The organism is Ensifer sp. NPDC090286 (genome assembly GCF_044769565.1).
Taxonomy (GTDB): Bacteria; Pseudomonadota; Alphaproteobacteria; order Rhizobiales; family Rhizobiaceae; genus Ensifer.
In genome coordinates, this window is sequence record NZ_JBIVYF010000003.1 from 759,816 (window position 1) to 785,937 (window position 26,122).

Consider the following 26,122-nt stretch of genomic DNA (forward strand, 5'->3'; position numbering starts at 1 on the left):
GATAGAGGAAACATGCCGGCCACCGACAAGACCGATCGCACCATGACGAGCGTCACCGCGCAGGAAGCGCTTGATTTTCACTCGCAGGGTCGCCCCGGAAAGCTGGAGATTTCCCCCACCAAGGCGATGGCGACGCAACGCGACCTGTCGCTTGCCTACTCGCCGGGCGTTGCCGTGCCGGTGAAGGCGATCGCCGAGGACCCCAACACCGCCTACGACTATACTACGCGCGGCAACATGGTCGCGGTCATCTCCAACGGCACCGCCATTCTCGGCCTCGGCAATCTCGGGGCGCTCGCCTCCAAGCCGGTGATGGAAGGCAAGGCCGTGCTGTTCAAGCGCTTTGCCGATGTCGATTCCATCGACCTTGAAGTCGATACCGAAAACGTCGACGAGTTCATCAACTGCGTGCGTTTCCTCGGGCCCTCCTTCGGCGGCATCAACCTTGAAGACATCAAGGCGCCGGACTGTTTCATCATCGAGCAGAAGCTGCGCGAGGTCATGGACATTCCGGTGTTCCACGACGACCAGCACGGCACCGCGATCATCGCCGCGGCCGGCCTCATCAATGCGCTGGCCTTGACCGGGCGCGACTTCAAGACGACGAAGCTCGTCTGCAACGGCGCGGGTGCCGCCGCCATCGCTTGCATCGAACTCATCAAGTCGATGGGCTTCAATCCGGAAAATGTGATCCTGTGCGATACCAAGGGCGTGATCTTCCAAGGCCGCACCGAGGGCATGAACCAGTGGAAGTCGGCCCATGCGGTCAAGACCGACCGCCGCACGCTCGCCGAAGCGATGGACGGCGCCGACGTGGTCTTCGGTCTTTCGGCCAAGGGCGCGCTTTCGGAGGACATGGTGCGCTCGATGGCGCCGCGGCCGATCATCTTCGCCATGGCCAACCCGGATCCGGAAATCACCCCGGAAGAGGTCGCCCGCATCCGCGACGACGCGATCGTCGCGACCGGCCGTTCGGACTATCCGAACCAGGTCAACAACGTGCTCGGCTTCCCCTACATCTTCCGCGGTGCACTGGACGTGCGCGCAACGACCATCAACGACGAGATGAAGATTGCCGCTGCCGAGGCGCTCGCCAGCCTTGCCAAGGAAGACGTTCCCGACGATGTCGCCGCCGCCTACCAGGGCAACCGGCCCCGCTTCGGTCCGCAATACATCATCCCGGTCCCCTTCGACCCGCGGCTGATCTCGGCGATCCCGATGGCGGTCGCCAAGGCAGCGATCGAGAGTGGCGTTGCCCGCAAGCCGATCACCGACCTCGAAGCCTATGGCCGCCAGCTTTCCGCCCGCCGCGACCCGATCGCCTCGACGTTGCAGCGCATCTACGAGCGCGTCCGGCGCCAGCCGAAGCGCATCGTCTTTGCCGAAGGCGAAGAGGTGCAGGTCATGCGCTCGGCCATCGCCTATGCCAACCAGCAGCTTGGCACCGCCATCCTGCTCGGCCGCGAGGAGCGCATGCGCGAGACGGCGGAACGCGAGGGCATCGACCTCGACCGCCCCGGCATCCAGATCGTCAATGCGCGGCTTTCCAAGCGTGTCGGCGCCTATACGGACTATCTCTATGCCCGCCTGCAGCGGAAGGGTTTCCTCTTCCGCGACGCCCAGCGCCTGATCAACAACGACCGTAACCACTTCGCCGCCTGCATGGTGGCGCTCGGCGACGCCGACGGCATGGTGACGGGTCTCACCCGCAACTACTCGACGGCGCTCGAAGACGTGCGCCGCTGCATCGACCCGAAGCCCGGCCACCGCGTGATCGGCGTCTCGATCGCGCTCTGCCGCGGCCGTACCGTGCTCGTCGCCGACACGGCGGTTCACGACATGCCCTCTTCGGAGGAGCTTGCCGATATCGCCGAGGAAGCGGCCGGCCTCGCCAAGCGTCTCGGCTACGTGCCGCGCGTGGCGATGCTTGCCTACTCCACTTTCGGCCATCCCCAGGGCGAGCGTTCCGAGCGGGTGCGCGAGGCGGTCAACATCCTCGACAAGCGTCGCGTCGATTTCGAGTATGACGGTGAAATGGCCGCCGACGTGGCGCTCAATCCGAAGGTCATGGAGCAATACCCGTTCTGCCGCCTATCGGGCACGGCCAACGTGCTCGTCATGCCGGCGTTCCACTCGGCATCGATCTCGACCAAGATGCTGCAGGAACTCGGCGGCTCGACGGTGATCGGTCCGTTGCTCGTCGGCTTCGACAAGTCGATCCAGATCGTCTCGATGTCGGCGAAGGATTCCGACATCGTCAATATGGCGGCGATCGCAGCCTATAACGCCGGCATGTAGGACCGGTATTGCCGGCCCGACGGCTGCTCCATTTCGGTGCAGCCGTCTCCATTCGGATCAATGCGCGATCCCGACTGGTAGCAATTCGAAACAAATACAAAGAAGAAAAGCCCGCTTTCCGAAAAGGAGGCGGGCTTAATAACATGTAATGCATTTATGTTTAAGGTAATGAAAGACGGAGTCTTGGGAACCCTATGCCTGTCGACCTCCGGAAGATCGGCAGTTTCTCCATTTATTTTCTCTATTCGTTCGTCATGAAACTAGAGAAGAACATGACAATACATGTCTCTCTTTCGACCCTGAAAGTCAAACCCATCATTAATAATTGGTTAACCCCACCGGGACCCGGTCAGGAGGCGGCGCCACCGAAACGTCCGGCATCTGCGCCGTAGTAGTTGAGGTAGCGGCCCGAGATGTTGCTGATCGGCAAAACGATCAGAACGTCGGTGGTGCGGAACGCATGATCGACCACCGCGCCGTCGCCGACCATGGCGCCGAGACGCATATAGCCCTTGATCAAGGGCGGCAGAGCGGCAAGCGCCTTCTTGGCATTGATCGCCTCGGCCGGCATCAGATCCATCGTCCGGTGCAGCTCGGGCCGTGCGCTGACGGCCCAGTCGTCGCGGGCGCGGATATTGTGGTGCAGGAAGGATAGCGCCAGCGCATGCTCGGCCGGAACGACACCGGGGAACGAACCGCAGCCGAACATCGCGTCCATGCCGTATTTGAGCGCATAGGCCCAGTTGCCCTGCCACAGGAGTTCGACCGTGCGCTTGGTGCGGTAGTCCGGCAGAACGCAGGAACGGCCGAGTTCCATGAAGCGCTTGGTCGGATGACGGGCGAGAAGCGCGTCGATCGCGAATTCGGAAGACGAGTAGAAGCCGCCCGAGCGCTCAGCCACATCCTGGCGCAGCAACCGGTATGTCCCGACGATCTGATCCTCGGCGTCGCCTTCGATCGACGTGTCGAGAACCAAAAGGTGGTCGCAGATCGCGTCCCAGCTGTCGACGTCGCGCTTGCGCCGATCGGCCTCGGGGCCGACCTGTGCCTTCATCTCCTCGACGAAAACCTTGTAACGCACGGCCTGAGCGGCATCGATTTCCGACGCCGTGCGGGCGAGCCGCGTCTCGAGATTGGCGATCCTGCCGAGAACGTCGGACGCCGGAGCGGCGGCTTTCTTGCCGATGCAAGCCTGAGAAGTGTCAACCACGTTCGCCGAATCCAGTAGCTCGATGGCCATCCGCGTCATCCCGAATCAAATCTGTCTGCGGGGGCTTAGACCACGTTTCTGCAACAACATAGTGACATGAACATTGCGTACAACCCCCGCTGTCCGATCAATACCGTAACCGCCGCAAGAGTTACCGTTTGCGCAGCAGACGCGCGATCTCGGCGGTCAGCACCTGTGGTTCCACGGGCTTGGCGAGCACGACATCGGCACCGGCGGCAAGCAGGCGGTCGCGCATGTCCTCGCGGATATCCGACGTCAGAACGATCACCGGCAGCCGCGCCAGCGCGCGCGACGCCTCGTCCGCGCGTATCTGCCGCATCATGGAAAGCCCGTCGCCACCCGGCATGTTGAGGTCGGTGACGAGAAGCTCCGGCGATGTGGTTCCGGCGGGCGCCCGCAACGTCTCTGCGACCCCCGCGAAGTCGCTGACCAGTTGCACCGCATGTCCCGAGCGCTGCAGCAGGGTGCGGATGATCAGTGCATTGATCGGGTCGTCCTCGGCCAGCAGGATGCCGTGTCCCGGCCGACGATCGGGTTCGACGACCGGCTCCTCGCGCAGGACCGGCCTGTTGTCGTTGATCGCGTCGCGCTTTTCGATGCCTTTCAGGCGGCCGAGCAGCACTTCGACCAGCGACTTTTCGCGCAGGGGCCGGATCAGCCAGGCCTCGTAGCCATCCATCTGGTTGACGGGGTGGCTGTTGCGCTCCTCCGGATTGATCAGATAGGTGCGGCGAACCTCCAGCCGCCCGATGGCCGGCTGCAGCGCCAGAAGCTGCTCGTACTGCTGGGCGTGCCGGTGATCGACGATCACGTCGGTGAGCGGCGCGCCGCCTGCCTGCACGTCGGCGAGAACATGCTGGGCTGCGGCAAGCGTCGTTGCGCGGTGGCAGCGCCCGCCAAGCGTCGCGATGGTTGCGGCCAGCGCCGCCGAGGCCGGGCCATCGGGGGCCATCACCAGAACATGCGATCCGGCAAGAGTGGAGCGGCGCTCCGGCGCGATCGCCTCGACCTCTGCAAGCGGCATGCGGATTTCGAAGCGGCTGCCGCGGCCGGGCGCGCTTGCGGCCGTGAGGCTGCCGCCGCAGGCCTGCATGATGCGCCTGGATATGGCGAGGCCGAGACCGGTGCCCTTGGCGCGCTGTTCGTCGTTGCCGGCCTGCTCGAACTCCTCGAAGATGCGTTTCAGATCGTCGGGCGACATCCCCGGACCCGTATCGTCGATGCGGATCCGCACGCAGTCTTCGATCGTGTCGGCGCTGACGAAGACGCCGCCGACTTCCGTAAATTTGACCGCGTTGCCGATGACATTGAAAAGCACCTGGCGCAGGCGCGCCGCGTCGAAGGCCATCAGTGCGGGGACATCGACGGAAACGGTGGCGCCGATCTCGATGCCCTTCTCGTGGGCGCGGTTGGAGAGCATTTCCACGACGCTCTCGATCACGCCGCGCGGATCCTGCCGGCTCGGGCGAAACTGGAAGCGACCGGCCGAAAGCGACGAAAAGTCGATCAGGTCTTCGACCAGCTGGACCAGCGCGTGACCGGATTGCTGCATTCCGGCGAGATAGTTCTTCTGTTCGCTCGACAGGCGGGTCTGGCCGAGCAGATGGCTCATGCCGAGAATGCCCGAAAGCGGCGTGCGGATTTCATGGCTGACGGTGGCAAGCAGTCGCGATTTTGCCTGACTCGCCTCTTCAGCCCGCCGGCGCGCCGCCTCGCGCTCGCGCGCCGCCCGCGCTTCCTCGGTGACGTCGCGTGCAATGCTGTGGCGCATCAGCTTGCCGCTCGCCGGATCGCGGGCGATCACGTCATGCCAATCGAAAAGACGGATGCCCTCGGCAGCGGCGATGCGCACGAGGTAATGATTGGGCGCGGCCTTCGGCTCGAAGGTCAGGCCAAGGGCGCCGCAGGCCATGCCCCGGACATCCGACCGGCCGCAGATCTGATGAAAGACGGCATTGGCGTGGACAATCTTTCCGTCCATGCCGCGCATTATCGCAAGGTCGCCCAGCGCATCGTGAATGGTCGAAAGTAGCGCCGAGGTTTCGGAGCGGTGCCAATCCTTGTCTCGCTCCGCCTCGTCGGAAACCGGCACGCTGTCAAACGCGCGGATGGCTTCGACGGCGAGCAGAAGCGCACCGACCACGCCGGCCGCGGCAATCGCCGCGGCGAACAGGTGGAAGCCGGCAGTCATGCCGACGACGAGGATAAGGCCGGAAGCGACCAGGCCGAGCAGCGCCAGGGACGCATAATTAAGCGCAGGGCGCGCACCGGAAGCGGGCTGCGCCGACACCTCACGGGACGGCGGTCCATCGAGCGGAAGCGCCGAAACCGACGCAGCGCTACCCGCCCGGGCATCTCTCCCGAAGCCGGTTTCGATCCGCTCTAGCAGTCGTGACGGTTCGCTCATGCGTTCCGGCTAACACGACAGGCGTTCCGAATGGCTTCAAGGCTTCGATAAAATCTTACCGATCCGCCTTTTTCGCGTGCAGCAGCTCGTCAAGGATGATCGCCCCGGCACCGATGGTGATGAAGGTATCGGCCAGATTGAAGACGGCGAAGGACCACGTCTCCGTATAGAACAGGATGTAGTCGATGACGTAGCCGAAGATCACCCGGTCGACGAGGTTACCAAGCGCACCGGCGATGATCAGCGCGTAGCCGAAATGGGCAAAGAACCGATCCTTCGGCGTGCGCTTCCACAGCCAGAGCACGAAGGCGCAGACGGTGAGCCGCATGCCTACGATGAACCAGCCCTCCATACCCGAAAGCATGGAGAAGGCGACGCCGTAGTTGTAGGTGCGGTAGAGCGCCAGCATCGGCACGACATGGACCGCCTGGTTGAACGGCAGGTAAAGCTCGACCAGATACTTGATCACCTGATCGGCGGCCAGAGCAAGAAGGATAAAGACCGCGATCGGCACCGGCCGGGAAAACAGCACCTGCTTCTCGTTCATGCACGGGCATCCAGGGTCAAAAGGTGACGGCGTGCCTCGAACAGCATAATGCCGGTGGCGATCGCCAGGTTGAGCGAGTCGGCGCGGCCGGCCTGCGGGATGCGGGCAAGCGCACCAGCCTCGCGGGCGAGCTCCTCCGGCAGCCCCGACTGCTCGTTGCCCATCAAAAGCACGACCGGCTTCGACTTGTAGTCAATGGTGCGATAGTCGACGGCGCCGGCAAGATGGGTCGCGACGACCTTCACGCCGGCGGATTTCTGCCAGCGGATGAAATCCTCGACGCTGGCGCGCGCCACCGGCATCGCAAAGACCGAGCCCATCGTCGCGCGCACGGTTTCGAGCGAAAACGGATCGGTGGTCTCGCCGACGAGAATGACGCCGGAGGCACCGGCGGCATCGGCCGTGCGGATGACGGTGCCGAGGTTGCCAGGGTCACGGACGCGATCGAGCGCCACATAGGTTTCGCCGAGCTGCGGCTTCAGGTCCTTCAGCGACTGGTAGCGCTGCTCGAAGATGCCGACGACCATCTGCGGATTGTCGCGCCGGGTGATCGTCGACAGCACCTTCTCGCTGACTTCCAGCACCAGCCCGCCCTTGGCAAAGGTCTTGGCCGCCACCTGTTCGACATGCGGCTTGCCCTTGGCGGCCTTGGCATAGATCAGCGTCTTGATCTTCCAGCCGAGGTCGAGCGCGTCGATCACCAGCTTCAGGCCTTCGGCCATGAAGGAGCGCGTCTCGTCGCGGTGCTTCTTCTGCGTCAGCGCGCGGATGTCCTTGATGATCGGGTTGGTGAGGCTCGTGACCTCCTTCACCTGACCGACACGACCAGTGCCGTGCTCGCTTCTGTCGTTCGTCATTGCGGTACCCACCGGCTGAAGAGTGAAGTCGAAAGCGCCCTGCCCGGCTCGCGGCCGTCAAGCCCGCCCTCGCGGATGATGAGTTCGCCCGACTCCACCCGGCCGCCGCGGCCGCGCATCGTCTCGCGCATCAGTTCATGGATCGAGTAGAAGCTCGCCCGGATCGAATAGGCCGTCAGCACCAGGCCGCGCGCCTCCGGCGACAGGATCTCGCGGCAGATGTCGAGCATCGCGGCCAGGTGGTCGAAAAGCTGCCAGACCTCGCCGTTCGGCCCGCGGCCAAACTTCGGCGGGTCGGTCAAGATGATGTCGTAGCGGCTGCCGCGTCGCTCTTCGCGCTGGATGAACTTCATCGCATCGTCGCAGATCCAGCGGATCGGCAGGTTTTCGGCCCGCGCCAGCTGCTGGTTTTCGCGCGCCCAGCCGATCGCCTTCTTGGAGGCGTCGACATGGGTGACCTCGGCGCCGGCCCTGGCGGCGATCAGCGAGGCGACGCCGGTGTAGCCGAAGAGGTTCAGAACCTTCAGCGGCCGTCCGGCCGCCTCGACCTGCTCCTTCACCCAGCTCCAGTGCGCGAGCTGTTCGGGAAAGACGCCGACATGGCGGAACGAGGTGAAACGGCCGTGGAATTCCGTATTGAGAAGCTGCATCGGCCAGGTCTCGCCGAGCACGGCGCCGGGAAAGCGCCAACGGCCCATGCCGTCTTCGTCGGTGTCGCCGGTGAAGATCGCGTCGGCCTTCTCCCAGACGCTGTCGGGCAGGTTGCGCGGCCAGAGCGCCTGCGCCTCGGGGCGCACGATGCGATAGGGACCGTACTGTTCCAGTTTCTCGCCGGCGCCGCTGTCGATCAGGTGGTAGCCGGAAGCGTCGGACGTTTCAAGAATGAGCGGCACGCGCTCGGCCGGCTTGTCGCCGGTTCGCCGCGCGATCACCCGCGCCGGCGTTTCCTGCGCAGGCGCATGCTTTGCTGGCTTCTCGCGCGTCTCCGCGCCCTGCGCTGCCGCCGGTCGCGCCGGCCGCTCCTTGAAGCCGCCGCCCTTTGGCGGTGCCGAACGCTTCTCTGCGTGGCGGCCGCCGCCACGCGCTTCGGCACCACGGCCCTTGGCCGTCGTCACGGAGGCATTCTTCGACCGCCGGTCCTTTTCCTTCACGCTGAAATCCCTGGGCTTTGTTGGTGCATGGGCCGCCTGCCTGCGCAGTATCCGGGACGAGCCGGCGGACGCCATGAGGTTTGTCGCCGCAGCCTGAAGCCGCAGCATCTCTTGAAGCTGCAAATAGCATCGCTGATGCTCTTGGCAAAGCCGTTTCCGTTTTGCGAAGATCAAGGCGCGAGAACCGCTGCGAATTTCCATGGGCCGGAACCGGCTTCGCGACAAAATTCCGCGGCAGGTCTAATGTGTCGGAGCGATGTTTGCGCGCCGAAATCGGGCGCCTGGCGCCGCCACGGGGGAGGAAAACGCATGGACATGACCGGCGAAGAACGGATTGCGGCTGGGCGCGACGCGGTGTGGCGCGGCCTCAACGACCCGGAAATCCTCAAACGATGCATCCCCGGATGCCAGTCGCTGGAAATGACGTCGCCGACCGAGCTTGCGGCCGTGGTGAAGATCAAGATCGGCCCGGTCTCGGCCTCCTTCACCGGCAATGTCGTGCTCTCCAACCTCAATCCGCCAGAGAGCTATACGATCTCGGGCGAAGGCAAGGGCGGCATCGCCGGCTTTGCCAAGGGCGGCGCCGATGTCGCCTTGACCGAGGACGGGGACGAAACGGTGCTGCGTTACGACGTCAAGGCAGAGATCGGTGGGAAGCTCGCGCAGCTCGGCTCGCGTCTGATCGACTCGACCGCCAAGAAACTGGCGCAGCAATTCTTCGCCGATTTTGGCGCCGCCGTTGGCGGCCCGGCGGAAGCTGCGAGCTGAAGACGCAACGCGGCCGAGCGGGCATCCCGCCTCGGCCTTCTCAGGCTTGTGAGCTTCTGATCAGTTCTGCGGCGCTGCCAGCGTCGCCTGGGTTGCGAGCTTTTCCGCCTGGCTGCGGTGTTTCTCCGCCTCGCGGTGCCACTTCACTGCTTCGTTGGCCTCGTTGCGCGCGCGCCGCCGGTACTTGCCCTGGCTGAACCAGGTCGCAGCGGCACCGAGAATGACGCCGACGATGACCGCAAGGAACAGGAAGACGAAGAACGGCGCGCTCACAGAAAGCACGCTGTCTTCCGGCCGGAAGGGGTTCAGTGCCAGCGTCACGCTCTGGCGGTTGGCCACGCTGAGCACAATCAGGATGATGGCGACCGGTACAAGAACAACGATGTTGATCAGTTTCTTGAACATTCAATCGCTCCATTTCGCCGACGCCCACGCTCTCTGCCGGACACTTGCCGGCAACGGGCCTCGTTTACAGGGGGTCGTTGGGGGCCTCAGTAGACCGCCAAGGATAATCAATCCTCGTCGTCGCCGTTCATGCCCGGGTTGAGCCGCTCGCGCAGTTCCTTGCCGGTCTTGAAGAACGGCACCCATTTTTCCTCAACGAAAACGGAATCGCCGGTTCGAGGGTTGCGCCCGGACCGCGAGGGCCGGTTCTTGACCGAGAAGGCGCCGAAGCCACGCAGTTCGACCCGGTTGCCTGCGGCGAGCGCGTCGGTGATCTCATCGAGGACCGCGTTGACGATATTTTCGACGTCGCGGTGGTAGAGATGCGGATTGCGAGCTGCAACAATCTGCACCAGTTCTGACTTGATCACTGTCGCCCCCTCAAATTCTTGTTTGTTTTGCTTTTTCGGTCTGCATTGTGATTTCCGCAAGGCGGTGCGCGGCATTTGCAAAATCACCGACATCGCTCGACGGCTCAGGCTGGGTATATGTCGCCTTGCTCATTGGCCATCAACCTGCCAAACCGAAACAAGACCGTCAAGAAACAACTTGTCGCCTGCAACTTTTTCGAGCCCGCTCATTGCCGGAAAAGCGTCATATCCCAACATCTTGATCCAGTTGCCGACCAGCGCGCCGAGGCCAAAAGGCAGGGTCTTGCGGGGGGCTTCCCAATCGACGATCGGCAGGTCCTTCGACACCTTTTTCTCGGTGAGGAAGGCGCGAATTTCGTCCTCGCCGCCGAGCTTGTCGACGAGCTTGGCCTTCAGCGCCTGGCGACCGGTGAAAATGCGTCCGTCGGCGAGCAGCAACGCATCGGGACGCGACAACTTGCGGCGCTCGGCAACCAGGTCGACGAACCAGGCATAGCTGTCGTCGATCATCGACTGGATCATGGCCTTCGCCTCGTCGCTGGCCGGATGGAAGGGCGAAGGTTCCGCCTTCAGCGGCCGCGACTTGATCGATTCCAGGGAGACGCCGAGCTTGTCCATCAGCTCCTTGACCTGCGGGTACTGGAAGATGACGCCGATGGAGCCGGTGATCGAGCTTTCGCCGGCAACGATCGTATCGCCGCCGAGCGCAATCATGTAGCCCGCCGAAGCGGCAAGCGTGCGCACGTCGGAAACGACCGGTTTCTTGGCGGCGACCTTACGGATCGCCTTATAGATGACCTCGCCGCCATAGGTGGTGCCGCCCGGCGACGAAATGGTCACGACCAGCGCCTTGACGCTGTCGTTGTCGGCAATCTTCTGCAGACGCTCGAGCAGCTCGCGGTCATCCTGGATCAGGCCGGTGATCGCGACGCGCGCCACATGCTGCCTGTTGTGGCCGACGTCGTCGGCAGCACCGGACCAGGCAAAGATTGCGAGCGCGACGAGGAGAAGCAGGCCCGCCACCACAAAGCGCCAGAAGCTCAACTTCCGGCGCAGGCTGCGGCGATCGGCGATGGCGAGTTCGTCCATGTGGGTTTCTCCCGATTTGTTGGCGCTGCTTCTGTCAGTTTCCGCGGGAACGTGCTATCTGCGCGCGAAGAGGCATATTCCATAAACGCGCTTGGTCACGGTTGAAAGCCGCGGCGGGCGTTTTTGCGCCTTACCCGAGTTTTTTTGCGGCGCCATTGTGCGACAGCAAAAAATATCCATATTTGCGACGACTTACACCAATGTATGTAAATGACCCCTTCGCCGGGTCAGCGACAAAAGCAGTAGAACCGACAGGCCTTTTCATGTTGAACCACGCGCCAGCCCCGGGCATCTTTGCCGATACGGGTGCGAGCTCCGCCGACGCCTACGCGCTCGCCGCGCGGCATTCCGCGCGCGTGCGTCGCCTGAAGATCATCCTGCCGATCATCGCCGGCGTCATCGCCGTCATTTTTGCCGCCGTCTCCTTCGTGCGCGCCTTCATGCCCGTCGACCTGCAGATCGAGACCGCGACGATCGAGGATGGCAAGATCGTCATGAAGAACCCGGCGATCTCCGGCCGCAACAAGCAGGGCATCAGCTATTCGATGAAGGCCCAGCGGGCGCTTCAGGATATCGCCAACCCGGACATCATCACGCTGCAGACGATCCACGCGGAAATGCCGATGAAGGATTCGATGATCGCAACCGTCGACGCCACCAACGGCATCTATGATCGCGGCGCCAATACGCTCGACATGAACGCCCCGTTCACCATTTCCGTCAATAATGGCATCAACGCCGACTTCCAGTCGGCCTATCTGGACATCAATGGCGGCGAGATGGAAACGAAGCAGCCCGTTGCGATCAGCATGAAGGGTGGTTCGATCATTGCGCAGACGCTGCGAATGACGGATAAGGGACGTATTGTAATTTTCGAGGGCATGGTGAGGGTGAACGTCGAGCCCACCGCCATCCGCAAAAACGCGAAATAGGACCCGGTGCACTCCATGTCGGTCACAACCGCATCATTTTTCAAGATTTCCGCCAGCCTGGCCATTGCCGGGGCCGGCGCTTTGATTATTGCCTCCGGCGCTTTTGCGCAGGCCACGTCGAGCAAGATGAAGGGCCTTGAGCTGTCCAACGACAAGCCGATCCAGATCGAGAGCGACAAGCTCGAAATCAAGGACCCGGAAAGCAAGGCGATCTTCAGCGGCAACGTCAAGGTCGTGCAGGGCACGACGACGCTGCAGGCGGGCAACATGGTCGTCTTCTACAAGTCCGGCGGCGGCTCGGTTTCGAGCGGCGACGCCGACATCGACCGCATCGAGGTCAGCAACAAGGTTTTCCTGAGCTCCGGCACCCAGCAGGCGACGGCCGACACCGGCTCGTTCGACATGACCAAGCAGGTCTTCGTTCTCAAGGGCGACAAAGTCGTCCTCTCGGAAGGCAAGAACGTCTTCGTCGGCTGCCAGCTCAACGTCCAGATGGAAACCGGTGAGGCCCAGCTCGAAGCCTGCGGCGGACGCGTGCAGATCCAGCTCGACCCGAAGTCCCGCAAGACGAACTGACGTAGACCGCTCGTGCAACTTCCCTTCCTCCACAAGCGCAAACGGGTCCGCAAACCGTCGGCGACCGCTGCGGTCGCCTCCGGCCATGCGGTCGACAAGGCGCGCTATGACGGCACGCTGATCGCCCGTGGGCTGACCAAGGCCTATCGCGAGCGCCGGGTCGTCAACGGCGTGTCGCTCGTGGTGCGGCGCGGCGAAGCCGTAGGCCTGCTCGGACCGAACGGCGCCGGCAAGACCACCTGCTTCTACATGATCACCGGCCTCGTCCCCGTCGACGAGGGCTCGATCGAGATCAACGGCAACGACGTGACGACCATGCCGATGTATCGGCGTGCGCGCCTCGGCGTCGGCTACCTGCCGCAGGAAGCGTCGATCTTCCGCGGACTGACGGTCGAGGAGAACATCCGCGCCGTGCTCGAGGTCCACGACAAGAACCTGGAGCGACGCGAGAGCAAGCTCAACGACCTGCTCGGCGAGTTCAACATCACGCATTTGCGCAAGTCGCCGGCGATCGCGCTTTCCGGTGGCGAACGCCGCCGTCTCGAAATCGCCCGCGCGCTTGCGACCGACCCGACCTTCATGTTGCTCGACGAGCCCTTTGCCGGCGTCGACCCGATCTCGGTCGCCGACATCCAGGCACTTGTCCGGCATCTGACCTCGCGCGGCATCGGCGTGCTGATCACCGACCACAACGTTCGCGAGACGCTTGGTCTCATCGATCGCGCCTACATTATCCATGCCGGCGAAGTGCTGACGCATGGTCGCGCCAACGACATCGTCACCAATCCTGACGTGCGCCGGCTCTATCTCGGCGACAATTTCAGCCTCTGAGACCGCCTCGCGGGCGATTCCGCCCGCGATCGCGCTTGACCAAACCTTTCCGATAAGCAATTTTTGGGCCAATTAAGAAAAGGGCCCGATCGGCGACCGGAGTAGCACCGCGGCCCCTGGAGATTTCTCGGGAGTTTCGCGTCAGCATGGCCCTGTCCGCCAGCCTTCATCTGCGCCAGTCCCAGTCCCTGGTGATGACGCCACAACTCATGCAGTCGATTCAGCTGCTGCAGATGACGCATCTTGAACTCAACCAGTTCATCGCCCAGGAAGTCGAAAAGAACCCGCTGCTCGAATTTCAGGCAAATGACGATCAGCTCACCCCGGAACGGGGCGAGATGGCCGGCGGCGACGAGAGTGGCGGGAACGACGACGGCGGCGGCCAGGCGGATCTCTATGACAGCGCCACATCGCAAAGCGGCGAGCGGCTCGACGACCAGCTCGATGCCGATTTTGCCAATGTCTTCCAGGACGACACGGCACCGCAGCGCGCCGACGCGCCGGAATTGCTTGGCCAGTGGAAATCGATGCCCGGCGGCGGCGAGGGCGAAGACTACGACCTCGACGACTTCGTCGCCGGCCGCAAGAGCCTGCGCGAAACGCTTCTGGAGCAATTGCCCTTCGCACTGCCGACGCCGTCAGACCGCCTGATCGCACAGCACCTTATCGACCAGCTGGACGACGCCGGCTATCTGCAGGCGGACCTCGGCGAGGTCGGCGAACGGCTGGGTACCGCGCATGCCGATGTCGTCAGGGTACTGCTGACGCTGCAGCAGTTCGATCCGCCGGGCGTCTTTGCCCGTTCGCTCGGCGAATGTCTCGCCATCCAGCTGCGCGCCCGCGACCGGTTCGACCCGGCGATGGAGGCACTGCTTGCCAATCTCGAACTTCTGGCGCGGCGGGACTTCGCAACGCTCAAGAAGATCTGCGGCGTCGACGAGGAAGACCTGATCGACATGCTGGCGGAAATCCGCAAGCTCGATCCGAAGCCAGGCACCAGCTTCGAGACCAGCGTCAGCGAGGCGATCGTGCCCGATATCGTCGTGCGGGCAGCGCCCGACGGGTCGTGGCTGGTCGAGCTCAATCCGGACGCTTTGCCGCGCGTTCTGGTCAACCAGGACTACTTCGCTTCGGTTTCGCGCGGCACGCAGAAAAACAGCGCCGACCAGGCCTTCCTCAACGAATGCCTGCAGAATGCCAACTGGTTGACGCGTAGCCTCGACCAGCGCGCCCGCACGATCATGAAGGTCGCGACGGAGATCGTGCGCCAGCAGGACGCCTTTCTCGCCAACGGCATCGGGCATCTCCGGCCGCTGAACCTCAAGACCGTGGCCGACGCCATCAAGATGCATGAATCGACCGTCAGCCGCGTCACCTCGAACAAGTACATGCTGACGCCGCGCGGGCTGTTCGAGCTTAAATATTTCTTCACCGTCTCGATCGGCTCGGCCGAAGGCGGCGACAGCCATTCGGCGGAATCCGTGCGCCACAAGATCCGCACGCTGATCCAGGAGGAGAGCACCGAGGCTGTGCTTTCCGACGACGACATCGTCGACATCCTCAAAAAGGCCGGCATCGACATCGCGCGGCGCACGGTCGCCAAATACCGGGAGGCGATGAACATCCCCTCCTCCGTGCAGCGCCGGCGGGAGAAGCGCGCGCTCGCCAAGGCCTCCGGTTTCTGAGCCCCGAACGTTAAGGCGCATTAACTTTTTTGCGACCTTCGATTGACTCTCTCCGACACAGGCGATATGAGCCCGCCGCAATTGCCGGGGACATGCTCGCCCCGGAGGCGACCGGTGCGACCGGTGGCTGCGACAGAGGCGCGCTCGCAAGTCTGAAAGGCTTGGATGACGGGACCGCTTGGAATAGACTGGCTGCGCAAATCACGAACGAGAGAGGAAACTCCATGAGTGTGCGTGTATCCGGTAAACAGATGGAAATCGGCGATTCGTTCCGCGCCCGCATTGGCGAGCAGATCGAGCAGGCCGTTACCAAATATTTCGACGGAGGATATTCAAGCCAGGTCACTGTGGAAAAATCCGGGCCGCGCTTTAGCGCCGACTGCAAGCTTCATCTCGATACGGGCGTGGTAATGCAGGCGAATGGCCAGGCGAACGATCCACAGGCAGCCTTCGACGCGGCGTCGGACCGCATCGAAAAGCGCCTGCGTCGCTACAAGCGCAAGCTGAAGGATCATCACAACGGCAACGGACAGAACGCTGCCGAAGTGGCCTACACAGTGATGGATTCGGTGCCCTTCGAGGATGACGAAGTCCCCGAGGATTACGCACCGACGATCGTCGCCGAAAGCACGAAACAGTTGAGGACGATGTCTGTCGCCAGTGCCGTGATGGCACTCGACATGACGGACGAACCCGTCCTGATGTTCCGCAGCCCAGGCAAGGATGACTTGAATATCGTCTACAGACGCAACGATGGAAATATTGGCTGGATCGACGCTGCCAATATCAAAGCATGAGCGAAAAAGAGGGATGCCGGCATGCCGGCGTCCCTCTCCCGCAACTCAGCGGCCAGGCCGGAAAATGTGACTTTTCTGTGCATGGAACCCGCCATGACAAAGATGGTTAGAGCCATTGCGACGCATTTATGATGATGTTGTCCGGCTCTAACCGGCGAACGAGGACAAAAGAATGGCATTGGCAGGTCTACTGCATCAAAATGCGATCATCCCGGCCATGAGGGCCAACTCGAAAAAACAGCTCCTTCAGGAATTGGCGGCAAAAGCTTCTAAGATCACCGGGCTTCCGGAGCGTGAAATCTTCGACGTGATCCTGCAGCGCGAGCGCCTTGGTTCCACCGGCGTCGGCAACGGTATCGCCATCCCGCACGGCAAGCTCAACAACCTTCCCTCGATCATCGGCATCTTCGCGCGTCTCGACACGCCTGTCGATTTCGAGGCGCTCGACGACCAGCCGGTCGATCTCGTGTTCCTGCTTCTTGCTCCGGAAGGCGCCGGCGCGGACCACCTCAAGGCCCTGTCGCGCATCGCCCGCGTGCTTCGCGACCAGGACATGGTCGCCAAGATCCGTTCGAGCGATTCCGCCAGCGCGATCTACACGCTGCTCGACGACGACGCGACCTCGCACGCCGCCTGAGCTTGAACAACGGGCGCATCCGGCAGGATGCGCACAGTCGCCCGAACCTTGCGTCAATAGAGCTGACGCCCGTTCAAATGATCAATGAAAATCCGGAACAGCGCACCCTGGCTCGAAATGCCGAGCCGGCGATAGATGTTCTTGCGGTGGATGCGCACCGTCCCTTCGGCAATGTTCATCACCTTGCCGATCGACAGGTTGCTGTGGCCCCTGAGGATCAGGCGCACGATGTTGCGCTGCTGCTTGGTCAGTCGATCTGAACACAGGCTCTCGAACGCCGCTTCCATCGCATCGTCGTCGCCCTCCTCGGAAGGCGGCGGCGCGACCGTCTGGCCCCGCTGGCGCCAGTTCGACCGGATGGCCTCGCGCACGATCGGCTCGTAGACGCGGAGCCGCGCCAGTTCCGCCTCGCTGAAAGGTTCGCCGCCGCGGCCGCGCATCAGCGAATAGGTCGCCTGCAGGCCGCCATCGAGCGGGATGACGAAGCCCACCTCCTCGACGAGAACGCCGGATTCCATCGACACGCAAGGATGCACTTCCGCCGACGACGAGAAGTCGGACTGGAAGAACTGGTCCGGCGCCAGCTCGCGCATTCGCCAGAGGCCCGCAGGCTGGCCGGCGCAACAGGCGACATAGAAGGGATCGAGCAGATAGGCGCCGCCGAGATAGGCGGAAAGCGCACTTGCCGACACCTTGGCCGTATAGCCGTCATGCAGGACGATCGGCCTGGCATCGTAGGGGTAGGCAAACACGACCGAGAGATCGAAGCCGGTGACCGACCGGAGCATCCGGTCGAGCGCCCGGCCGAAATCCTCCGTGCCGATCAGGCCGATCATCGCCGAGATATCGGCGGACTCGCTTGCGAGCATTCCCTTGTCATCCCCCAACCCTACGTATCCCCCATGGGATATCGACAGCCCCTCACTCGTCAACAATAATTCCCGGGGAGTGAGAAACCGGATCCATCGCGGGTCGTCATTGGCGACAGTTGCGAAGGACGCCCAAGGGGAGGATGACGATGGCAGGCAGGCTTTCAGGCAAGGTGGCGCTGATCAGCGGTGGCGCGGGAGGCTGCGGTCTTGCCGCATCCGAGCTGTTCGCGCGCGAAGGCGCCAAGGTCGCGATCGTCGACCTGCCGCGCAGCAAGGGCGAAGAGGTGGCCGCCTCGATCCGCGCCAATGGCGGCGAGGCGATTTTCGCCCCCGCCGACGTCTCGGTGTCGGCAGAGGTGACCTCCGCCGTCAAGGCGGTCGAAGCGGCCTTCGGCTCCATCACCGTGCTCTTCAACCACGCCGGCATCCTTGCCGTCGGCCCCTTCCTCGAAACGGAGGAGGACGAGTGGGACCGGCTGATGGCGGTCAATGTGCGCAGCATGTTCCTGATGACCAAGGCAGTGTTGCCGGGCATGCTTGCGGCCGGCGGCGGCAGCATCGTCTGCACCTCGTCGATCTCGGCCGTGGCGGCCACACCGATGGAAGTGCTCTACGACACCACCAAGGGCGCCTGCCACATGTTCGCCCGCGCCATCGCCGTCGAGTTTCGCGACCGCGGCATCCGCTGCAACGCCGTCTGCCCGGGCTTCATCGCCACCGACCACGGCAAGCGCGAACTCGTTGGCCTCAGCAAATATGGCGTCGACGTTTCGGAAGCGGCGATCGCCGCGCAGCAGGGCCGCATGTGCGATCCGAAGGAAGTGGCCAGCGCCGCATTGTTTCTGGCGAGCGACGAGGCGAGCTTCGTCAACGGCACGCATCTGTTCGTCGACAATTGCTTCACCGCGGTTTGAGGGAGGGGAAAATGCTTCAGGCAGGTGGCCACTGGCGCAACTGGGTCGGAAACCAATCATGCATCGTGCGCCATCGCGGCGCGCCGGAGAGCGAGGCGGCGCTGGCCGAAATGGTGCGCGATGCGACAGCGCAGGGGCTGAACGTCCGTTGCGCCGGGTCCGGCCACTCCTTCACACCGGTGGCGCTGACGAGCGGGCTGCATCTGACGCTTTCCAGCATGCAAGGTGTCGTCGGGATCGACAGTGCGCGCAAGCGCGTCGCGGTAAAGGCCGGCACCACCATCAACCAGCTCGGCAAGGTGCTGAAGGAAAACGGCCTGTCGCTGATCAACCAGGGCGATATCGACAGCCAGGCGCTGGCCGGCGCGCTGACAACAGGCACCCATGGCACCGGCGCCAGGCTTGGCAACATGGCCTCGCAGATCGTCGGCATGCGCCTCGTGCAACCGGACGGCAGCATTCTCGTCGTCGACGAGACGACGCCGGACCTGCTTGAGGCGGCGCGCGTCTCCGTCGGCATGCTCGGCGTGATCTCGGAGATTACCCTGCAGGCGATGGAGAGCTACAATCTCCATGAAAAGCTCTGGCGCTGCACCTTCGACGAAATGATCGAGCAGCACGACGAGCTTGCCGCCAAGCACCGCCATTTCGGCTTCTTCTGGTGCCCGGTGCCCGAGAGCCGCCACTGCTACTGCCTGCCGGATACGGCCTCGGTTTCGACCACCGACAAGACCTCCGACGTCTGCGAGATGAAGGTGATCGACATCACCGGGGAAGCGCCGATGGAGCGCGGTTTCGAGAAGATCGCCTATTCCTCGGAGATCTACCCGATCGAATACGTGCCGAACTTCCACGAGCTCGAATATGCGGTGCCCGTCGCCCACGGCAAGGAAGCGGTCAAGGCGGTGCGCAAGCTGATGCTGGAAAAGCACCCGACGTGCATCTATCCGATCGAGTATCGCTTCACCGCCGGCGACACCGGCTGGATCAGCCCGTTCTTCGAGCAGGACTCGATCACGCTGTCGGTCTCCGGCGAGCCGGGCACCGACTATTGGGAATACCTGAAGGACGTGGACACGATCCTCAGGCAGTACGGCTCGCGGCCGCACTGGGGCAAGCTGCACTTCCTCGGCGCCGAGGATGTAACGGCACTCTACCCCCGCGCCGGCGACTTCCGGGCGCTGAGGGCCAAGGTCGATCCCGAAGGACGCTTCCTCAACGATCACCTGCAGCAATTGTTCGGGTAAGTCTTGCCCGCAGCTACCGCCGCACGGTGCACCAAACAAAAACGCCGCGCGAAGTTCGCGCGGCGTTTTTGTTGAATTCCGTTTGGCGGGATCAGGCGGCCGGCGTGTCGCCGTTCTCGCCGGCAACGACCTTGGGGCCGCCCTTGGAAACGCCGACCATGGCCGGACGCAGGACGCGGTCGCCGATGGTGTAGCCGGCCTGGACGACCTGCAGCACCGTGTTGTTCGGCACATCCGCATTCGGGATTTCGAACATCGCCTGGTGGAAGTTCGGGTCGAACTTCTGGCCTTCCGGCTCCAGCTTCTTGACGCCGTGGCGCTCGAGCGCCGAAAGCATCGAGCGCTCGGTCATCTCCACGCCTTCGATCAGCGTGTTGAGACCGGCTTCGCCAGCTTCCTTGGCTTCCGCCGGAATGGCGTCGAGCGCGCGGCGCAGGTTGTCGGATACCGCCAACATGTCGCGGGCAAAGCCTGCAACCGAATAGGACTTGGCATCCTTGACGTCGCGTTCGGTGCGACGGCGCAGGTTGTCCATCTCGGCGGCAAGCCGAAGGTACTTGTCGCGCAGCTCGGCGCTCTCGGCCCGGGCGAGTTCCAACGGATCGGGCTCGGCAACGGCTGCTGTCTCGACAGCGTCCGGTGCGGCGTCGAATACCTCGTCGGTGGCCTCGGGTCCGTGCTTGTTCGTATCGTCGGTCATGACGTTCTCCGCAGTGTCGTCTCTATTGTCCTTCGCATTTCCACACCGCAAGCGCGAGCCTGCGTTTCAGCAAAAATGCTCAGGAACTGGATTTGAAGCCGATATCGAGGTTTGGGGCCGAAAAATCAAGGGTTCAATGGCGCACGTGCGCTAAAGGCGCGCTCTTAGCGCGAAAGCCGCGACATCAGCTGCGCGGTATAGTCGACCATCGGAACGATGCGCGAGTAGTTGAGCCGCGTCGGACCGATGACACCGACGGCACCAACGATGCGGTCCTCGCCATCGCGATAGGGTGCAACGATCAGCGAGGAGCCGGACAGCGAGAACAGCTTGTTTTCCGAGCCGATGAAGATCCGCACACCCGGGCCGCTTTCGGCAAGATCGAGCAGCTCGATCATGCTGTCCTTCTTTTCCAGATCGTCGAACAGCATTCTGAGCCGGTCGATATCCTCTGCGCCTTCGAGCCCTTCGAGCAGGTTGGCACGGCCGCGCACGATCAGGCGCGCCGGCTTCTCGTCGCCCTCGTTGCCCGACCAGATGGCGAGGCCGCGCTCGACCAGATCCTGCGACAGCGCGTCGAGTTCGCCGCGCACCGTCAGCTTCACCCTTTCGAGCTGGGTGCGCACCTCGGCGATCGTCTGTCCGGCGAGATGGGCGTTGAGGAAGTTTGCGGCTTCCGTAAGCTGCGAGCTGGTGACGCCTGCCGGCAGCTCGATGATGCGGTTTTCCACCTGGTCATGTTCGCCGACGAGCACGGCCAGCGCCTTGGTCGGCGCCAGGCGGATGAACTCGACATGCTTCAGCACCGGATCGGCCTTGGCGGTGATGACAAGACCCGCGCCGCGCGACATGCCGGACAGCATCTGGCTCGCTTCGGTCAAAAGCGCATCGACCGGCTGGGTATGGTCGTCGCGCCGGACATGCCGGTCGATCGAGGCGCGGTCTTCAGGTGAGAGATTGCCGACCTGCATGAAGGCGTCGACGAAGAAGCGCAGGCCCGTCTGGGTCGGCAGGCGACCGGCGCTCACATGCGGCGAATAGATGAGGCCGAGGTCTTCGAGGTCGCTCATCACGTTGCGCACGGAGGCGGGCGACAGTGCCATCGGCAAAAGCCGCGACAGATTGCGCGAGCCGAGCGGCTCGCCGCTCGTCAGATAGGTCTCCACGATGCGACGGAAAATTTCGCCCGAGCGCTCGTCGAGCGCCGCGGCGATTTCCTTTGCTCCGGGATTGCGCAGTACCATGTCACTCCACATATGCAGGCACATCCTGCCGTGGCCGGAATATAGTGTCCCGGCGGCCCGTTGGCAAAAGGGAAAAAACGGTCGATTGCCCGGCTTTCCACCGGCTCCCTTTGCCCGCGTCATGTTCTGCAGCACTGCGCGTCCTCGGGCGCGCCAAAGGTCGCTGCAGCACCTTAAACTGCTGCACAATTTTGTCCCTAAATCGATTTCGATTTAGGGAATTATGCAGTAGAAGGCTCACGAGATACGATAGGAGTTGACGATGCGGCCATCCGGCAGAAAAACCGATCAAATGCGCAAGGTTTCTTTCGAGCGCAATTTTTCCAAGCATGCGGAAGGCTCGTGTCTGGTGCGGTTCGGCGATACGCATGTGCTGTGCACCGCCAGCCTTGAGGAAAAGGTTCCGGCCTGGCTGCGCAATGGCGGCAAGGGCTGGGTGACGGCGGAGTACGGCATGCTGCCGCGCGCCACCGGCGAGCGCATGCGGCGCGAGGCGGCAAGCGGCAAGCAGAGCGGCCGCACCCAGGAAATCCAGCGGCTGATCGGCCGGTCGCTGCGTGCCGTCGTCGATCTGCCGGCGCTCGGCGAACGCCAGATCTCGATCGACTGCGACGTCATCCAGGCCGATGGCGGCACACGCACGGCCTCGATCACCGGCGCCTGGATCGCGCTGCACGACTGCCTGAAGTGGATGGAAGCCCGCAACATGGTCAAGGTCGAGAAGGTCCTGAAGGATCATGTCGCCGCCATCTCTTGCGGCATCTTCGCCAACCAGTCGGTGATCGATCTCGACTACCTCGAAGATTCCGCTGCCGAGACCGACGCCAACTTCGTCATGACCGGCTCGGGCGGCATCGTCGAGATCCAGGGCACGGCGGAAGGCAAGCCGTTCTCGGAAGAGGAATTCGCAAGCCTGATGGGCCTTGCCAAGAACGGCATTGCCGAACTGGTGGCGCTGCAGAAGCAGGCAATCGCCGGCTGAGGAAGGAACGTCAGGATGGCCCCGGCGCTGGAAGGCATTCTCGAGACCGCGCTCTACGCAGCCGATCTCGATGCCGCCGAGGCCTTCTATGGCGGCATTCTTGGCCTCGGAAAGATCACCCGCGCCGGTAATCGTCACGTCTTCTATCGCTGCGGACCGGGCGTGCTGTTGATCTTCAATCCGGCCGAAACGGTGAAACCGCCAGCGCCGGACGCCGCCCTGCCGGTGCCTCCGCACGGGACGACCGGCCGGGGGCATATGTGCTTTCGGGTGCCGGCCGAGGCGCTCGACGCCTGGAGAGCAAAACTGGAGTCGGCAGGCGTCGCGATCGAAAGCGATCTTCGCTGGCCGAACGGGGCGCGGTCCTTCTATTTCCGCGACCCGGCCGGCAACAGCCTTGAATGTGCGGAACCGGGCCTCTGGTCCATCGAATGAACACGAAACGAGACACCATGCGCAAACTGGACAACAAGACGCTGATCGTCGCCAGCCACAATGCCGGCAAGATCCGCGAAATCCGCGATCTCATCGGCCCGCTCGGCTTCGAGGCGAAGTCGGCCGCAGACCTCAATTTCGTCGAGCCCGACGAGACCGGAACGACCTTCGAGGAGAACGCCACGATCAAGGCGCTCGCCTCGGCCAACGCCTCCGGCCTGCCGGCGCTTTCGGACGATTCGGGTCTCGCGATCGACGCGCTCGACGGCGCACCCGGCGTCTATACCGCCAACTGGGCCGAGCGCGAAGATGGCAGCCGCGACTTCGCCATGGCCATGCAGAAGGTCGAAGATGCGCTGCAGGAGAAAGGCGCCAAAACGCCTTCCGAGCGCACCGCCCGCTTCGTCTCGGTTCTCTGCCTTGCCTGGCCGGACGGCCATGTGGAACTCTTCCGCGGCGAGGTCGAAGGCTTCGTCGTCTGGCCGCCGCGCGGCAGCCAGGGCTTCGGCTATGATCCGGTGTTCCAGCCCAAGGGCTATGACACCACCTTCGGCGAGATGAGCGCCGACGAGAAGCACGGCTGGAAGCCGGGCGACGAAGAGGCCCTGTCGCACCGCGCCCGCGCCTTCAAGATCTTTGCCGAAACCTGCCTCGGAGCGTGATCGGAGCGGGAGGAGGAAACCGCGAATTTATCCGCCGCATCCCCGCTCCCGATGAAATGTGACCATGAGAGACGCAATAATGCAGACTGCCACGCTATCGGCGATCGGTGACGGCATGGACCCCGGTTTCGGGGTCTATGTGCATTGGCCGTTCTGCGCGGCCAAATGCCCCTATTGCGACTTCAACAGCCATGTGCGCCACCAGCCGGTGGACCAGCCGCGTTTCGTTGCCGCTTTTCTCAAGGAAATGGAAGAAGTGCGCGAGCTTTCCGGCCCGCGCACGGTCACCAGCGTCTTCATGGGCGGCGGAACGCCGTCCTTGATGGAACCCGCCACGGTCGACGCCATCCTCCAGGGCATCGCCCGCCACTGGCATGTGCCCGACGGCATCGAGATCACCATGGAGGCGAACCCGTCGAGCGTCGAGGCGACACGCTTCCACGGCTACCGTGCCGCCGGCGTCAACCGCGTCTCGCTCGGCGTCCAGGCGCTGAACGACCGAGACCTGAAATTCCTCGGCCGACTGCACAATGTCGAGGATGCACTGAAGGCGATCCGACTGGCGCGCGAGATCTTTCCGCGCATGTCCTTCGACCTGATCTACGCCCGCCCGAACCAGACGGTCGAGGAGTGGGAGCGCGAGCTGAAGGAGGCCGTCTCCTACGCGGTCGACCACCTGTCGCTCTACCAGCTGACGATCGAGGAAGGCACGCCCTTTTTCGGCCTTCACAAGGCCGGCAAGCTCATCGTTCCCGACGGTGAACAATCGGCGGTGCTCTACGAGGCGACCCAGGACATCACGGCTTCGATCGGCATGCCGGCCTACGAGGTTTCGAACCACGCCCGGCCGGGCGCCGAAAGCCGCCACAACCTCACCTACTGGCGCTATGGCGATTACGCCGGCATCGGCCCGGGCGCCCATGGGCGCCTTGGCATCGGCAATGGCAAGATCGCGACCTCCACGGAGCGCAAGCCCGAGGCCTGGCTGCATCTTGTCGAGACCCATGGCCACGGCATGATCGAACGAGAATCGCTCGATCTCGAAGCACAGTCCGACGAGTTGCTGCTGATGGGCCTGCGGCTGAAAGAAGGCGTCGATCTCGCCCGCTGGCAGACCCTTTCCGGCCGCGATCCGGACCCGGAGCGCGAACAGTTCCTGATCGATCACGGCTTCATCGAGCGGCTCGGCAATTCCCGCCTGCGCTGCACGCCGTCGGGCATGTTGATCCTCGACGCGGTGGTTGCCGATCTCGCCTGCCCGTAAGGCGATCGTGACGCAGCAGCGGACGGCCACTGTCGGGCAATGGTCCGCAGCGGCGTCCGGTTTTTTTTCGCCGGCTACCGGTTCAATCGAACGTTTCGCCCGACAGCGGCGTCGCCCGCATGGACGGCCGCTCTTCGAAAGCGTCGAACCAGCGGGTCAAGCGCGGCCGATCCCGGAACGACGGCAAGTCGCGGAAAGCCATCCAGGAGAGCGTGGTTGCGAGCGCAATCTGGCCGACATCGACGGCAGCCTCCGGATCCAGCGTCCGCTCCAGCCAATCGTAGGTCGCCTCGATCTTCTCGGCATAACCATCGGCAAGCGCCGGATAACGCAGATGCTCCGGCCTGCGCTCCCCCTCCCAGCGAAGGCCGATACCGGTCTGCGCCAGCACCTGCGCCACCGACTGCAGCCTGAGCGCGCGCCAGCGCGGCTCGCCCGCCTCAGGGATCAGCTTGCGGCCCTCATGGAGCGTGTCGAGATAAGCGCAGATCACGTCGCTGTCGAAGATCGGCTCCTGCCCCTCACGCAACAGGATCGGAACCTTGCCGAGCGGGTTTTCTGCATAGACCTCCTCGTTTCGCCGTGTCGGGCTGGTCTCGTGATGAATGACCTCGAGCCGGTCGGCAAAGCCGACCTCATGGGCAAAGACGAGCGCCTTGCGAGCGAAGGGGGAATGGGTCTGGTAGTAGAGGATCATGTCTATCTCGCGGGATCTGGTGTGAATTTTTGTCCCGTGAAGAGATATTGCATCACGACCGATAAAGGCGCTCTGTTTCATCGGCCGAGCTGCAAGTTTGTTTCGTCTAGGCCGCCTTCATCGGATCGCCCTTCAGCTGGTTGAGCTCGATGCCCCTGGCAACCAGACGGGTGACCTGAGCGTCGTCCACGTCATCGGTGGTGCGCAACCGAATATAGGCCATGTCGCCCTTGCCGCCGCCCTTCTCCAGGCGGGCGTCGAGATCGAGCATTTCGGCGCCGCGCCAGAAGCCGAAGGTCACGTAATCCTTTGCCCCCTTGAGCAGACAGACCGCGCCGCCGGCCTCATAGATGGGGTGGCCCCATTTGACGGCGTCGGTGAGTGCGCCTGTGGCCAGGAGGGCATCATGCAGGCGTTTCGCCACGTCGGCGGGAACGCCGGAGAGACCGGCGATGTAGTCGTTGACTGTCTTGGTCATGGTCGT

General features: G+C 63.4%; 27 protein-coding genes. 14 read left to right on the plus strand and 13 right to left on the minus strand.

Annotated elements, in window-relative coordinates; genetic code table 11:
• The first annotated feature begins 12 nt into the window (after positions 1-12).
• Entirely contained in the window at positions 13-2,298 is a 2,286-nt protein-coding gene (locus ACIQUG_RS18830; protein WP_402323487.1) for an NADP-dependent malic enzyme, read from the plus strand.
• A 349-nt stretch (positions 2,299-2,647) separates the two neighbouring features.
• Here the strand turns inward: ACIQUG_RS18830 and ACIQUG_RS18835 are convergent, their stop codons facing one another.
• The 5 genes from ACIQUG_RS18835 to ACIQUG_RS18855 form a co-directional block, all read right to left on the minus strand.
• Entirely contained in the window at positions 2,648-3,538 is an 891-nt protein-coding gene (locus tag ACIQUG_RS18835) for a GNAT family N-acetyltransferase (protein WP_043615637.1), read from the minus strand.
• A 121-nt stretch (positions 3,539-3,659) separates the two neighbouring features.
• On the minus strand, positions 3,660-5,936 hold the full coding sequence (locus tag ACIQUG_RS18840) for a hybrid sensor histidine kinase/response regulator (protein WP_402323488.1): 2,277 nt from the start codon (positions 5,934-5,936) through the stop codon (positions 3,660-3,662).
• Between the two features lie 55 nt (positions 5,937-5,991).
• The gene (lspA, locus tag ACIQUG_RS18845; RefSeq protein ID WP_402323489.1) at positions 5,992-6,483 is read right to left on the minus strand and encodes a signal peptidase II; all 492 of its coding nucleotides are present in this window, start codon (positions 6,481-6,483) and stop codon (positions 5,992-5,994) included.
• Complete coding sequence (locus ACIQUG_RS18850) at positions 6,480-7,340, minus strand: RNA methyltransferase (RefSeq protein ID WP_192448022.1); 861 nt, start codon at positions 7,338-7,340, stop codon at positions 6,480-6,482. Before ACIQUG_RS18850 ends, lspA begins: the two co-directional genes overlap by 4 nt.
• A complete protein-coding gene (locus ACIQUG_RS18855; protein ID WP_402323490.1) occupies positions 7,337-8,491 on the minus strand; it encodes a class I SAM-dependent methyltransferase in 1,155 nt (384 codons plus the stop codon). The genes ACIQUG_RS18850 and ACIQUG_RS18855 overlap by 4 nt, the downstream gene beginning before the upstream one ends.
• A gap of 309 nt (positions 8,492-8,800) precedes the next feature.
• Between ACIQUG_RS18855 and ACIQUG_RS18860 the strand changes: the two genes are divergently transcribed.
• Positions 8,801-9,259 (plus strand): carbon monoxide dehydrogenase subunit G, encoded by a 459-nt coding sequence (locus ACIQUG_RS18860; protein ID WP_402323491.1) that lies wholly within the window; start codon positions 8,801-8,803, stop codon positions 9,257-9,259.
• 60 nt (positions 9,260-9,319) lie between these two features.
• Here ACIQUG_RS18860 and ACIQUG_RS18865 read toward each other — a convergent pair whose 3' ends face one another.
• The 3 genes from ACIQUG_RS18865 to sppA all read right to left on the minus strand — a co-directional run bounded on the left by ACIQUG_RS18865 (position 9,320) and on the right by sppA (position 11,163).
• A complete protein-coding gene (locus ACIQUG_RS18865) occupies positions 9,320-9,664 on the minus strand; it encodes a lipopolysaccharide assembly protein LapA domain-containing protein (RefSeq protein ID WP_034797442.1) in 345 nt (114 codons plus the stop codon).
• Positions 9,665-9,771: 107 nt separating this feature from the next.
• Positions 9,772-10,167 carry an integration host factor subunit beta gene (locus tag ACIQUG_RS18870; RefSeq protein WP_371742532.1) on the minus strand — a complete coding sequence of 132 codons (396 nt, stop codon included), beginning with the start codon at positions 10,165-10,167 and terminating at the stop codon, positions 9,772-9,774.
• Between the two features lie 36 nt (positions 10,168-10,203).
• Positions 10,204-11,163 carry a signal peptide peptidase SppA gene (gene sppA / locus ACIQUG_RS18875; protein WP_043615623.1) on the minus strand — a complete coding sequence of 320 codons (960 nt, stop codon included), beginning with the start codon at positions 11,161-11,163 and terminating at the stop codon, positions 10,204-10,206.
• A 263-nt stretch (positions 11,164-11,426) separates the two neighbouring features.
• Here sppA and lptC point away from each other — a divergent pair, with 263 nt between their 5' ends.
• The 6 genes from lptC to ptsN all read left to right on the plus strand — a co-directional run bounded on the left by lptC (position 11,427) and on the right by ptsN (position 16,621).
• Positions 11,427-12,095 carry an LPS export ABC transporter periplasmic protein LptC gene (lptC, locus tag ACIQUG_RS18880; protein ID WP_402323492.1) on the plus strand — a complete coding sequence of 223 codons (669 nt, stop codon included), beginning with the start codon at positions 11,427-11,429 and terminating at the stop codon, positions 12,093-12,095.
• A gap of 15 nt (positions 12,096-12,110) precedes the next feature.
• On the plus strand, positions 12,111-12,671 hold the full coding sequence (locus ACIQUG_RS18885; RefSeq protein WP_192448025.1) for an LptA/OstA family protein: 561 nt from the start codon (positions 12,111-12,113) through the stop codon (positions 12,669-12,671).
• A 12-nt stretch (positions 12,672-12,683) separates the two neighbouring features.
• Positions 12,684-13,502: an LPS export ABC transporter ATP-binding protein gene (gene lptB, locus ACIQUG_RS18890; RefSeq protein ID WP_043615614.1), complete on the plus strand. Its 819-nt coding sequence runs from the start codon at positions 12,684-12,686 to the stop codon at positions 13,500-13,502.
• A 146-nt stretch (positions 13,503-13,648) separates the two neighbouring features.
• Complete coding sequence (gene rpoN, locus ACIQUG_RS18895) at positions 13,649-15,187, plus strand: RNA polymerase factor sigma-54 (protein WP_402323493.1); 1,539 nt, start codon at positions 13,649-13,651, stop codon at positions 15,185-15,187.
• A 224-nt stretch (positions 15,188-15,411) separates the two neighbouring features.
• Positions 15,412-15,984 (plus strand): ribosome hibernation-promoting factor, HPF/YfiA family, encoded by a 573-nt coding sequence (gene hpf, locus ACIQUG_RS18900; RefSeq protein WP_104662637.1) that lies wholly within the window; start codon positions 15,412-15,414, stop codon positions 15,982-15,984.
• A gap of 172 nt (positions 15,985-16,156) precedes the next feature.
• Positions 16,157-16,621, plus strand: coding sequence for a PTS IIA-like nitrogen regulatory protein PtsN (ptsN, locus tag ACIQUG_RS18905; protein WP_043615607.1), 465 nt, complete (start codon positions 16,157-16,159; stop codon positions 16,619-16,621).
• Positions 16,622-16,674: 53 nt separating this feature from the next.
• Here ptsN and ACIQUG_RS18910 read toward each other — a convergent pair whose 3' ends face one another.
• Positions 16,675-17,490: a helix-turn-helix transcriptional regulator gene (locus tag ACIQUG_RS18910; protein ID WP_402323494.1), complete on the minus strand. Its 816-nt coding sequence runs from the start codon at positions 17,488-17,490 to the stop codon at positions 16,675-16,677.
• 149 nt (positions 17,491-17,639) lie between these two features.
• Here ACIQUG_RS18910 and ACIQUG_RS18915 point away from each other — a divergent pair, with 149 nt between their 5' ends.
• Positions 17,640-18,407 (plus strand): SDR family NAD(P)-dependent oxidoreductase, encoded by a 768-nt coding sequence (locus ACIQUG_RS18915; RefSeq protein WP_402323495.1) that lies wholly within the window; start codon positions 17,640-17,642, stop codon positions 18,405-18,407.
• A gap of 11 nt (positions 18,408-18,418) precedes the next feature.
• Entirely contained in the window at positions 18,419-19,654 is a 1,236-nt protein-coding gene (locus ACIQUG_RS18920; protein ID WP_402323496.1) for a D-arabinono-1,4-lactone oxidase, read from the plus strand.
• A gap of 91 nt (positions 19,655-19,745) precedes the next feature.
• On the opposite strand, the gene grpE is transcribed toward ACIQUG_RS18920, so the two are convergent.
• Together grpE and hrcA are read right to left on the minus strand one after the other, a co-directional pair.
• The gene (gene grpE / locus ACIQUG_RS18925) at positions 19,746-20,354 is read right to left on the minus strand and encodes a nucleotide exchange factor GrpE (RefSeq protein WP_402323497.1); all 609 of its coding nucleotides are present in this window, start codon (positions 20,352-20,354) and stop codon (positions 19,746-19,748) included.
• A gap of 164 nt (positions 20,355-20,518) precedes the next feature.
• Positions 20,519-21,598, minus strand: a complete 1,080-nt coding sequence (gene hrcA, locus ACIQUG_RS18930) for a heat-inducible transcriptional repressor HrcA (protein WP_205237234.1) — start codon at positions 21,596-21,598, stop codon at positions 20,519-20,521.
• Positions 21,599-21,860: 262 nt separating this feature from the next.
• Between hrcA and rph the strand changes: the two genes are divergently transcribed.
• The 4 genes from rph (at position 21,861) to hemW (ending at position 24,941) form a co-directional block, all read left to right on the plus strand.
• Entirely contained in the window at positions 21,861-22,580 is a 720-nt protein-coding gene (gene rph, locus ACIQUG_RS18935) for a ribonuclease PH (RefSeq protein ID WP_113536647.1), read from the plus strand.
• A 15-nt stretch (positions 22,581-22,595) separates the two neighbouring features.
• Positions 22,596-23,015 (plus strand): VOC family protein, encoded by a 420-nt coding sequence (locus ACIQUG_RS18940; RefSeq protein WP_402323498.1) that lies wholly within the window; start codon positions 22,596-22,598, stop codon positions 23,013-23,015.
• A 17-nt stretch (positions 23,016-23,032) separates the two neighbouring features.
• Complete coding sequence (rdgB, locus tag ACIQUG_RS18945) at positions 23,033-23,677, plus strand: RdgB/HAM1 family non-canonical purine NTP pyrophosphatase (protein ID WP_402323499.1); 645 nt, start codon at positions 23,033-23,035, stop codon at positions 23,675-23,677.
• 79 nt (positions 23,678-23,756) lie between these two features.
• Entirely contained in the window at positions 23,757-24,941 is a 1,185-nt protein-coding gene (hemW, locus tag ACIQUG_RS18950) for a radical SAM family heme chaperone HemW (RefSeq protein ID WP_402323749.1), read from the plus strand.
• 82 nt (positions 24,942-25,023) lie between these two features.
• Here hemW and ACIQUG_RS18955 read toward each other — a convergent pair whose 3' ends face one another.
• On the minus strand, positions 25,024-25,638 hold the full coding sequence (locus tag ACIQUG_RS18955; protein ID WP_402323500.1) for a glutathione S-transferase family protein: 615 nt from the start codon (positions 25,636-25,638) through the stop codon (positions 25,024-25,026).
• Between the two features lie 106 nt (positions 25,639-25,744).
• Entirely contained in the window at positions 25,745-26,116 is a 372-nt protein-coding gene (locus tag ACIQUG_RS18960) for a DUF1801 domain-containing protein (protein ID WP_402323501.1), read from the minus strand.
• Positions 26,117-26,122 lie beyond the last annotated feature (6 nt).

What these genes read in the sequence shown, in the direction of transcription:
- ACIQUG_RS18830 (WP_402323487.1), top strand. Translation starts at nt 13, where the DNA reads ATGCCGGCCACCGACAAGACCGATCGCACCATGACGAGCGTCACCGCG.
- ACIQUG_RS18835 (WP_043615637.1), bottom strand. Translation starts at nt 3,538, where the DNA reads ATGGCCATCGAGCTACTGGATTCGGCGAACGTGGTTGACACTTCTCAG.
- ACIQUG_RS18840 (WP_402323488.1), bottom strand. Translation starts at nt 5,936, where the DNA reads ATGAGCGAACCGTCACGACTGCTAGAGCGGATCGAAACCGGCTTCGGG.
- lspA (WP_402323489.1), bottom strand. Translation starts at nt 6,483, where the DNA reads ATGAACGAGAAGCAGGTGCTGTTTTCCCGGCCGGTGCCGATCGCGGTC.
- ACIQUG_RS18850 (WP_192448022.1), bottom strand. Translation starts at nt 7,340, where the DNA reads ATGACGAACGACAGAAGCGAGCACGGCACTGGTCGTGTCGGTCAGGTG.
- ACIQUG_RS18860 (WP_402323491.1), top strand. Translation starts at nt 8,801, where the DNA reads ATGGACATGACCGGCGAAGAACGGATTGCGGCTGGGCGCGACGCGGTG.
- ACIQUG_RS18865 (WP_034797442.1), bottom strand. Translation starts at nt 9,664, where the DNA reads ATGTTCAAGAAACTGATCAACATCGTTGTTCTTGTACCGGTCGCCATC.
- ACIQUG_RS18870 (WP_371742532.1), bottom strand. Translation starts at nt 10,167, where the DNA reads ATGTCGGTGATTTTGCAAATGCCGCGCACCGCCTTGCGGAAATCACAA.
- sppA (WP_043615623.1), bottom strand. Translation starts at nt 11,163, where the DNA reads ATGGACGAACTCGCCATCGCCGATCGCCGCAGCCTGCGCCGGAAGTTG.
- lptC (WP_402323492.1), top strand. Translation starts at nt 11,427, where the DNA reads ATGTTGAACCACGCGCCAGCCCCGGGCATCTTTGCCGATACGGGTGCG.
- ACIQUG_RS18885 (WP_192448025.1), top strand. Translation starts at nt 12,111, where the DNA reads ATGTCGGTCACAACCGCATCATTTTTCAAGATTTCCGCCAGCCTGGCC.
- rpoN (WP_402323493.1), top strand. Translation starts at nt 13,649, where the DNA reads ATGGCCCTGTCCGCCAGCCTTCATCTGCGCCAGTCCCAGTCCCTGGTG.
- hpf (WP_104662637.1), top strand. Translation starts at nt 15,412, where the DNA reads ATGAGTGTGCGTGTATCCGGTAAACAGATGGAAATCGGCGATTCGTTC.
- ptsN (WP_043615607.1), top strand. Translation starts at nt 16,157, where the DNA reads ATGGCATTGGCAGGTCTACTGCATCAAAATGCGATCATCCCGGCCATG.
- ACIQUG_RS18910 (WP_402323494.1), bottom strand. Translation starts at nt 17,490, where the DNA reads ATGCTCGCAAGCGAGTCCGCCGATATCTCGGCGATGATCGGCCTGATC.
- ACIQUG_RS18915 (WP_402323495.1), top strand. Translation starts at nt 17,640, where the DNA reads ATGGCAGGCAGGCTTTCAGGCAAGGTGGCGCTGATCAGCGGTGGCGCG.
- ACIQUG_RS18920 (WP_402323496.1), top strand. Translation starts at nt 18,419, where the DNA reads ATGCTTCAGGCAGGTGGCCACTGGCGCAACTGGGTCGGAAACCAATCA.
- grpE (WP_402323497.1), bottom strand. Translation starts at nt 20,354, where the DNA reads ATGACCGACGATACGAACAAGCACGGACCCGAGGCCACCGACGAGGTA.
- hrcA (WP_205237234.1), bottom strand. Translation starts at nt 21,598, where the DNA reads ATGGTACTGCGCAATCCCGGAGCAAAGGAAATCGCCGCGGCGCTCGAC.
- rph (WP_113536647.1), top strand. Translation starts at nt 21,861, where the DNA reads ATGCGGCCATCCGGCAGAAAAACCGATCAAATGCGCAAGGTTTCTTTC.
- ACIQUG_RS18940 (WP_402323498.1), top strand. Translation starts at nt 22,596, where the DNA reads ATGGCCCCGGCGCTGGAAGGCATTCTCGAGACCGCGCTCTACGCAGCC.
- rdgB (WP_402323499.1), top strand. Translation starts at nt 23,033, where the DNA reads ATGCGCAAACTGGACAACAAGACGCTGATCGTCGCCAGCCACAATGCC.
- hemW (WP_402323749.1), top strand. Translation starts at nt 23,757, where the DNA reads ATGCAGACTGCCACGCTATCGGCGATCGGTGACGGCATGGACCCCGGT.
- ACIQUG_RS18955 (WP_402323500.1), bottom strand. Translation starts at nt 25,638, where the DNA reads ATGATCCTCTACTACCAGACCCATTCCCCCTTCGCTCGCAAGGCGCTC.
- ACIQUG_RS18960 (WP_402323501.1), bottom strand. Translation starts at nt 26,116, where the DNA reads ATGACCAAGACAGTCAACGACTACATCGCCGGTCTCTCCGGCGTTCCC.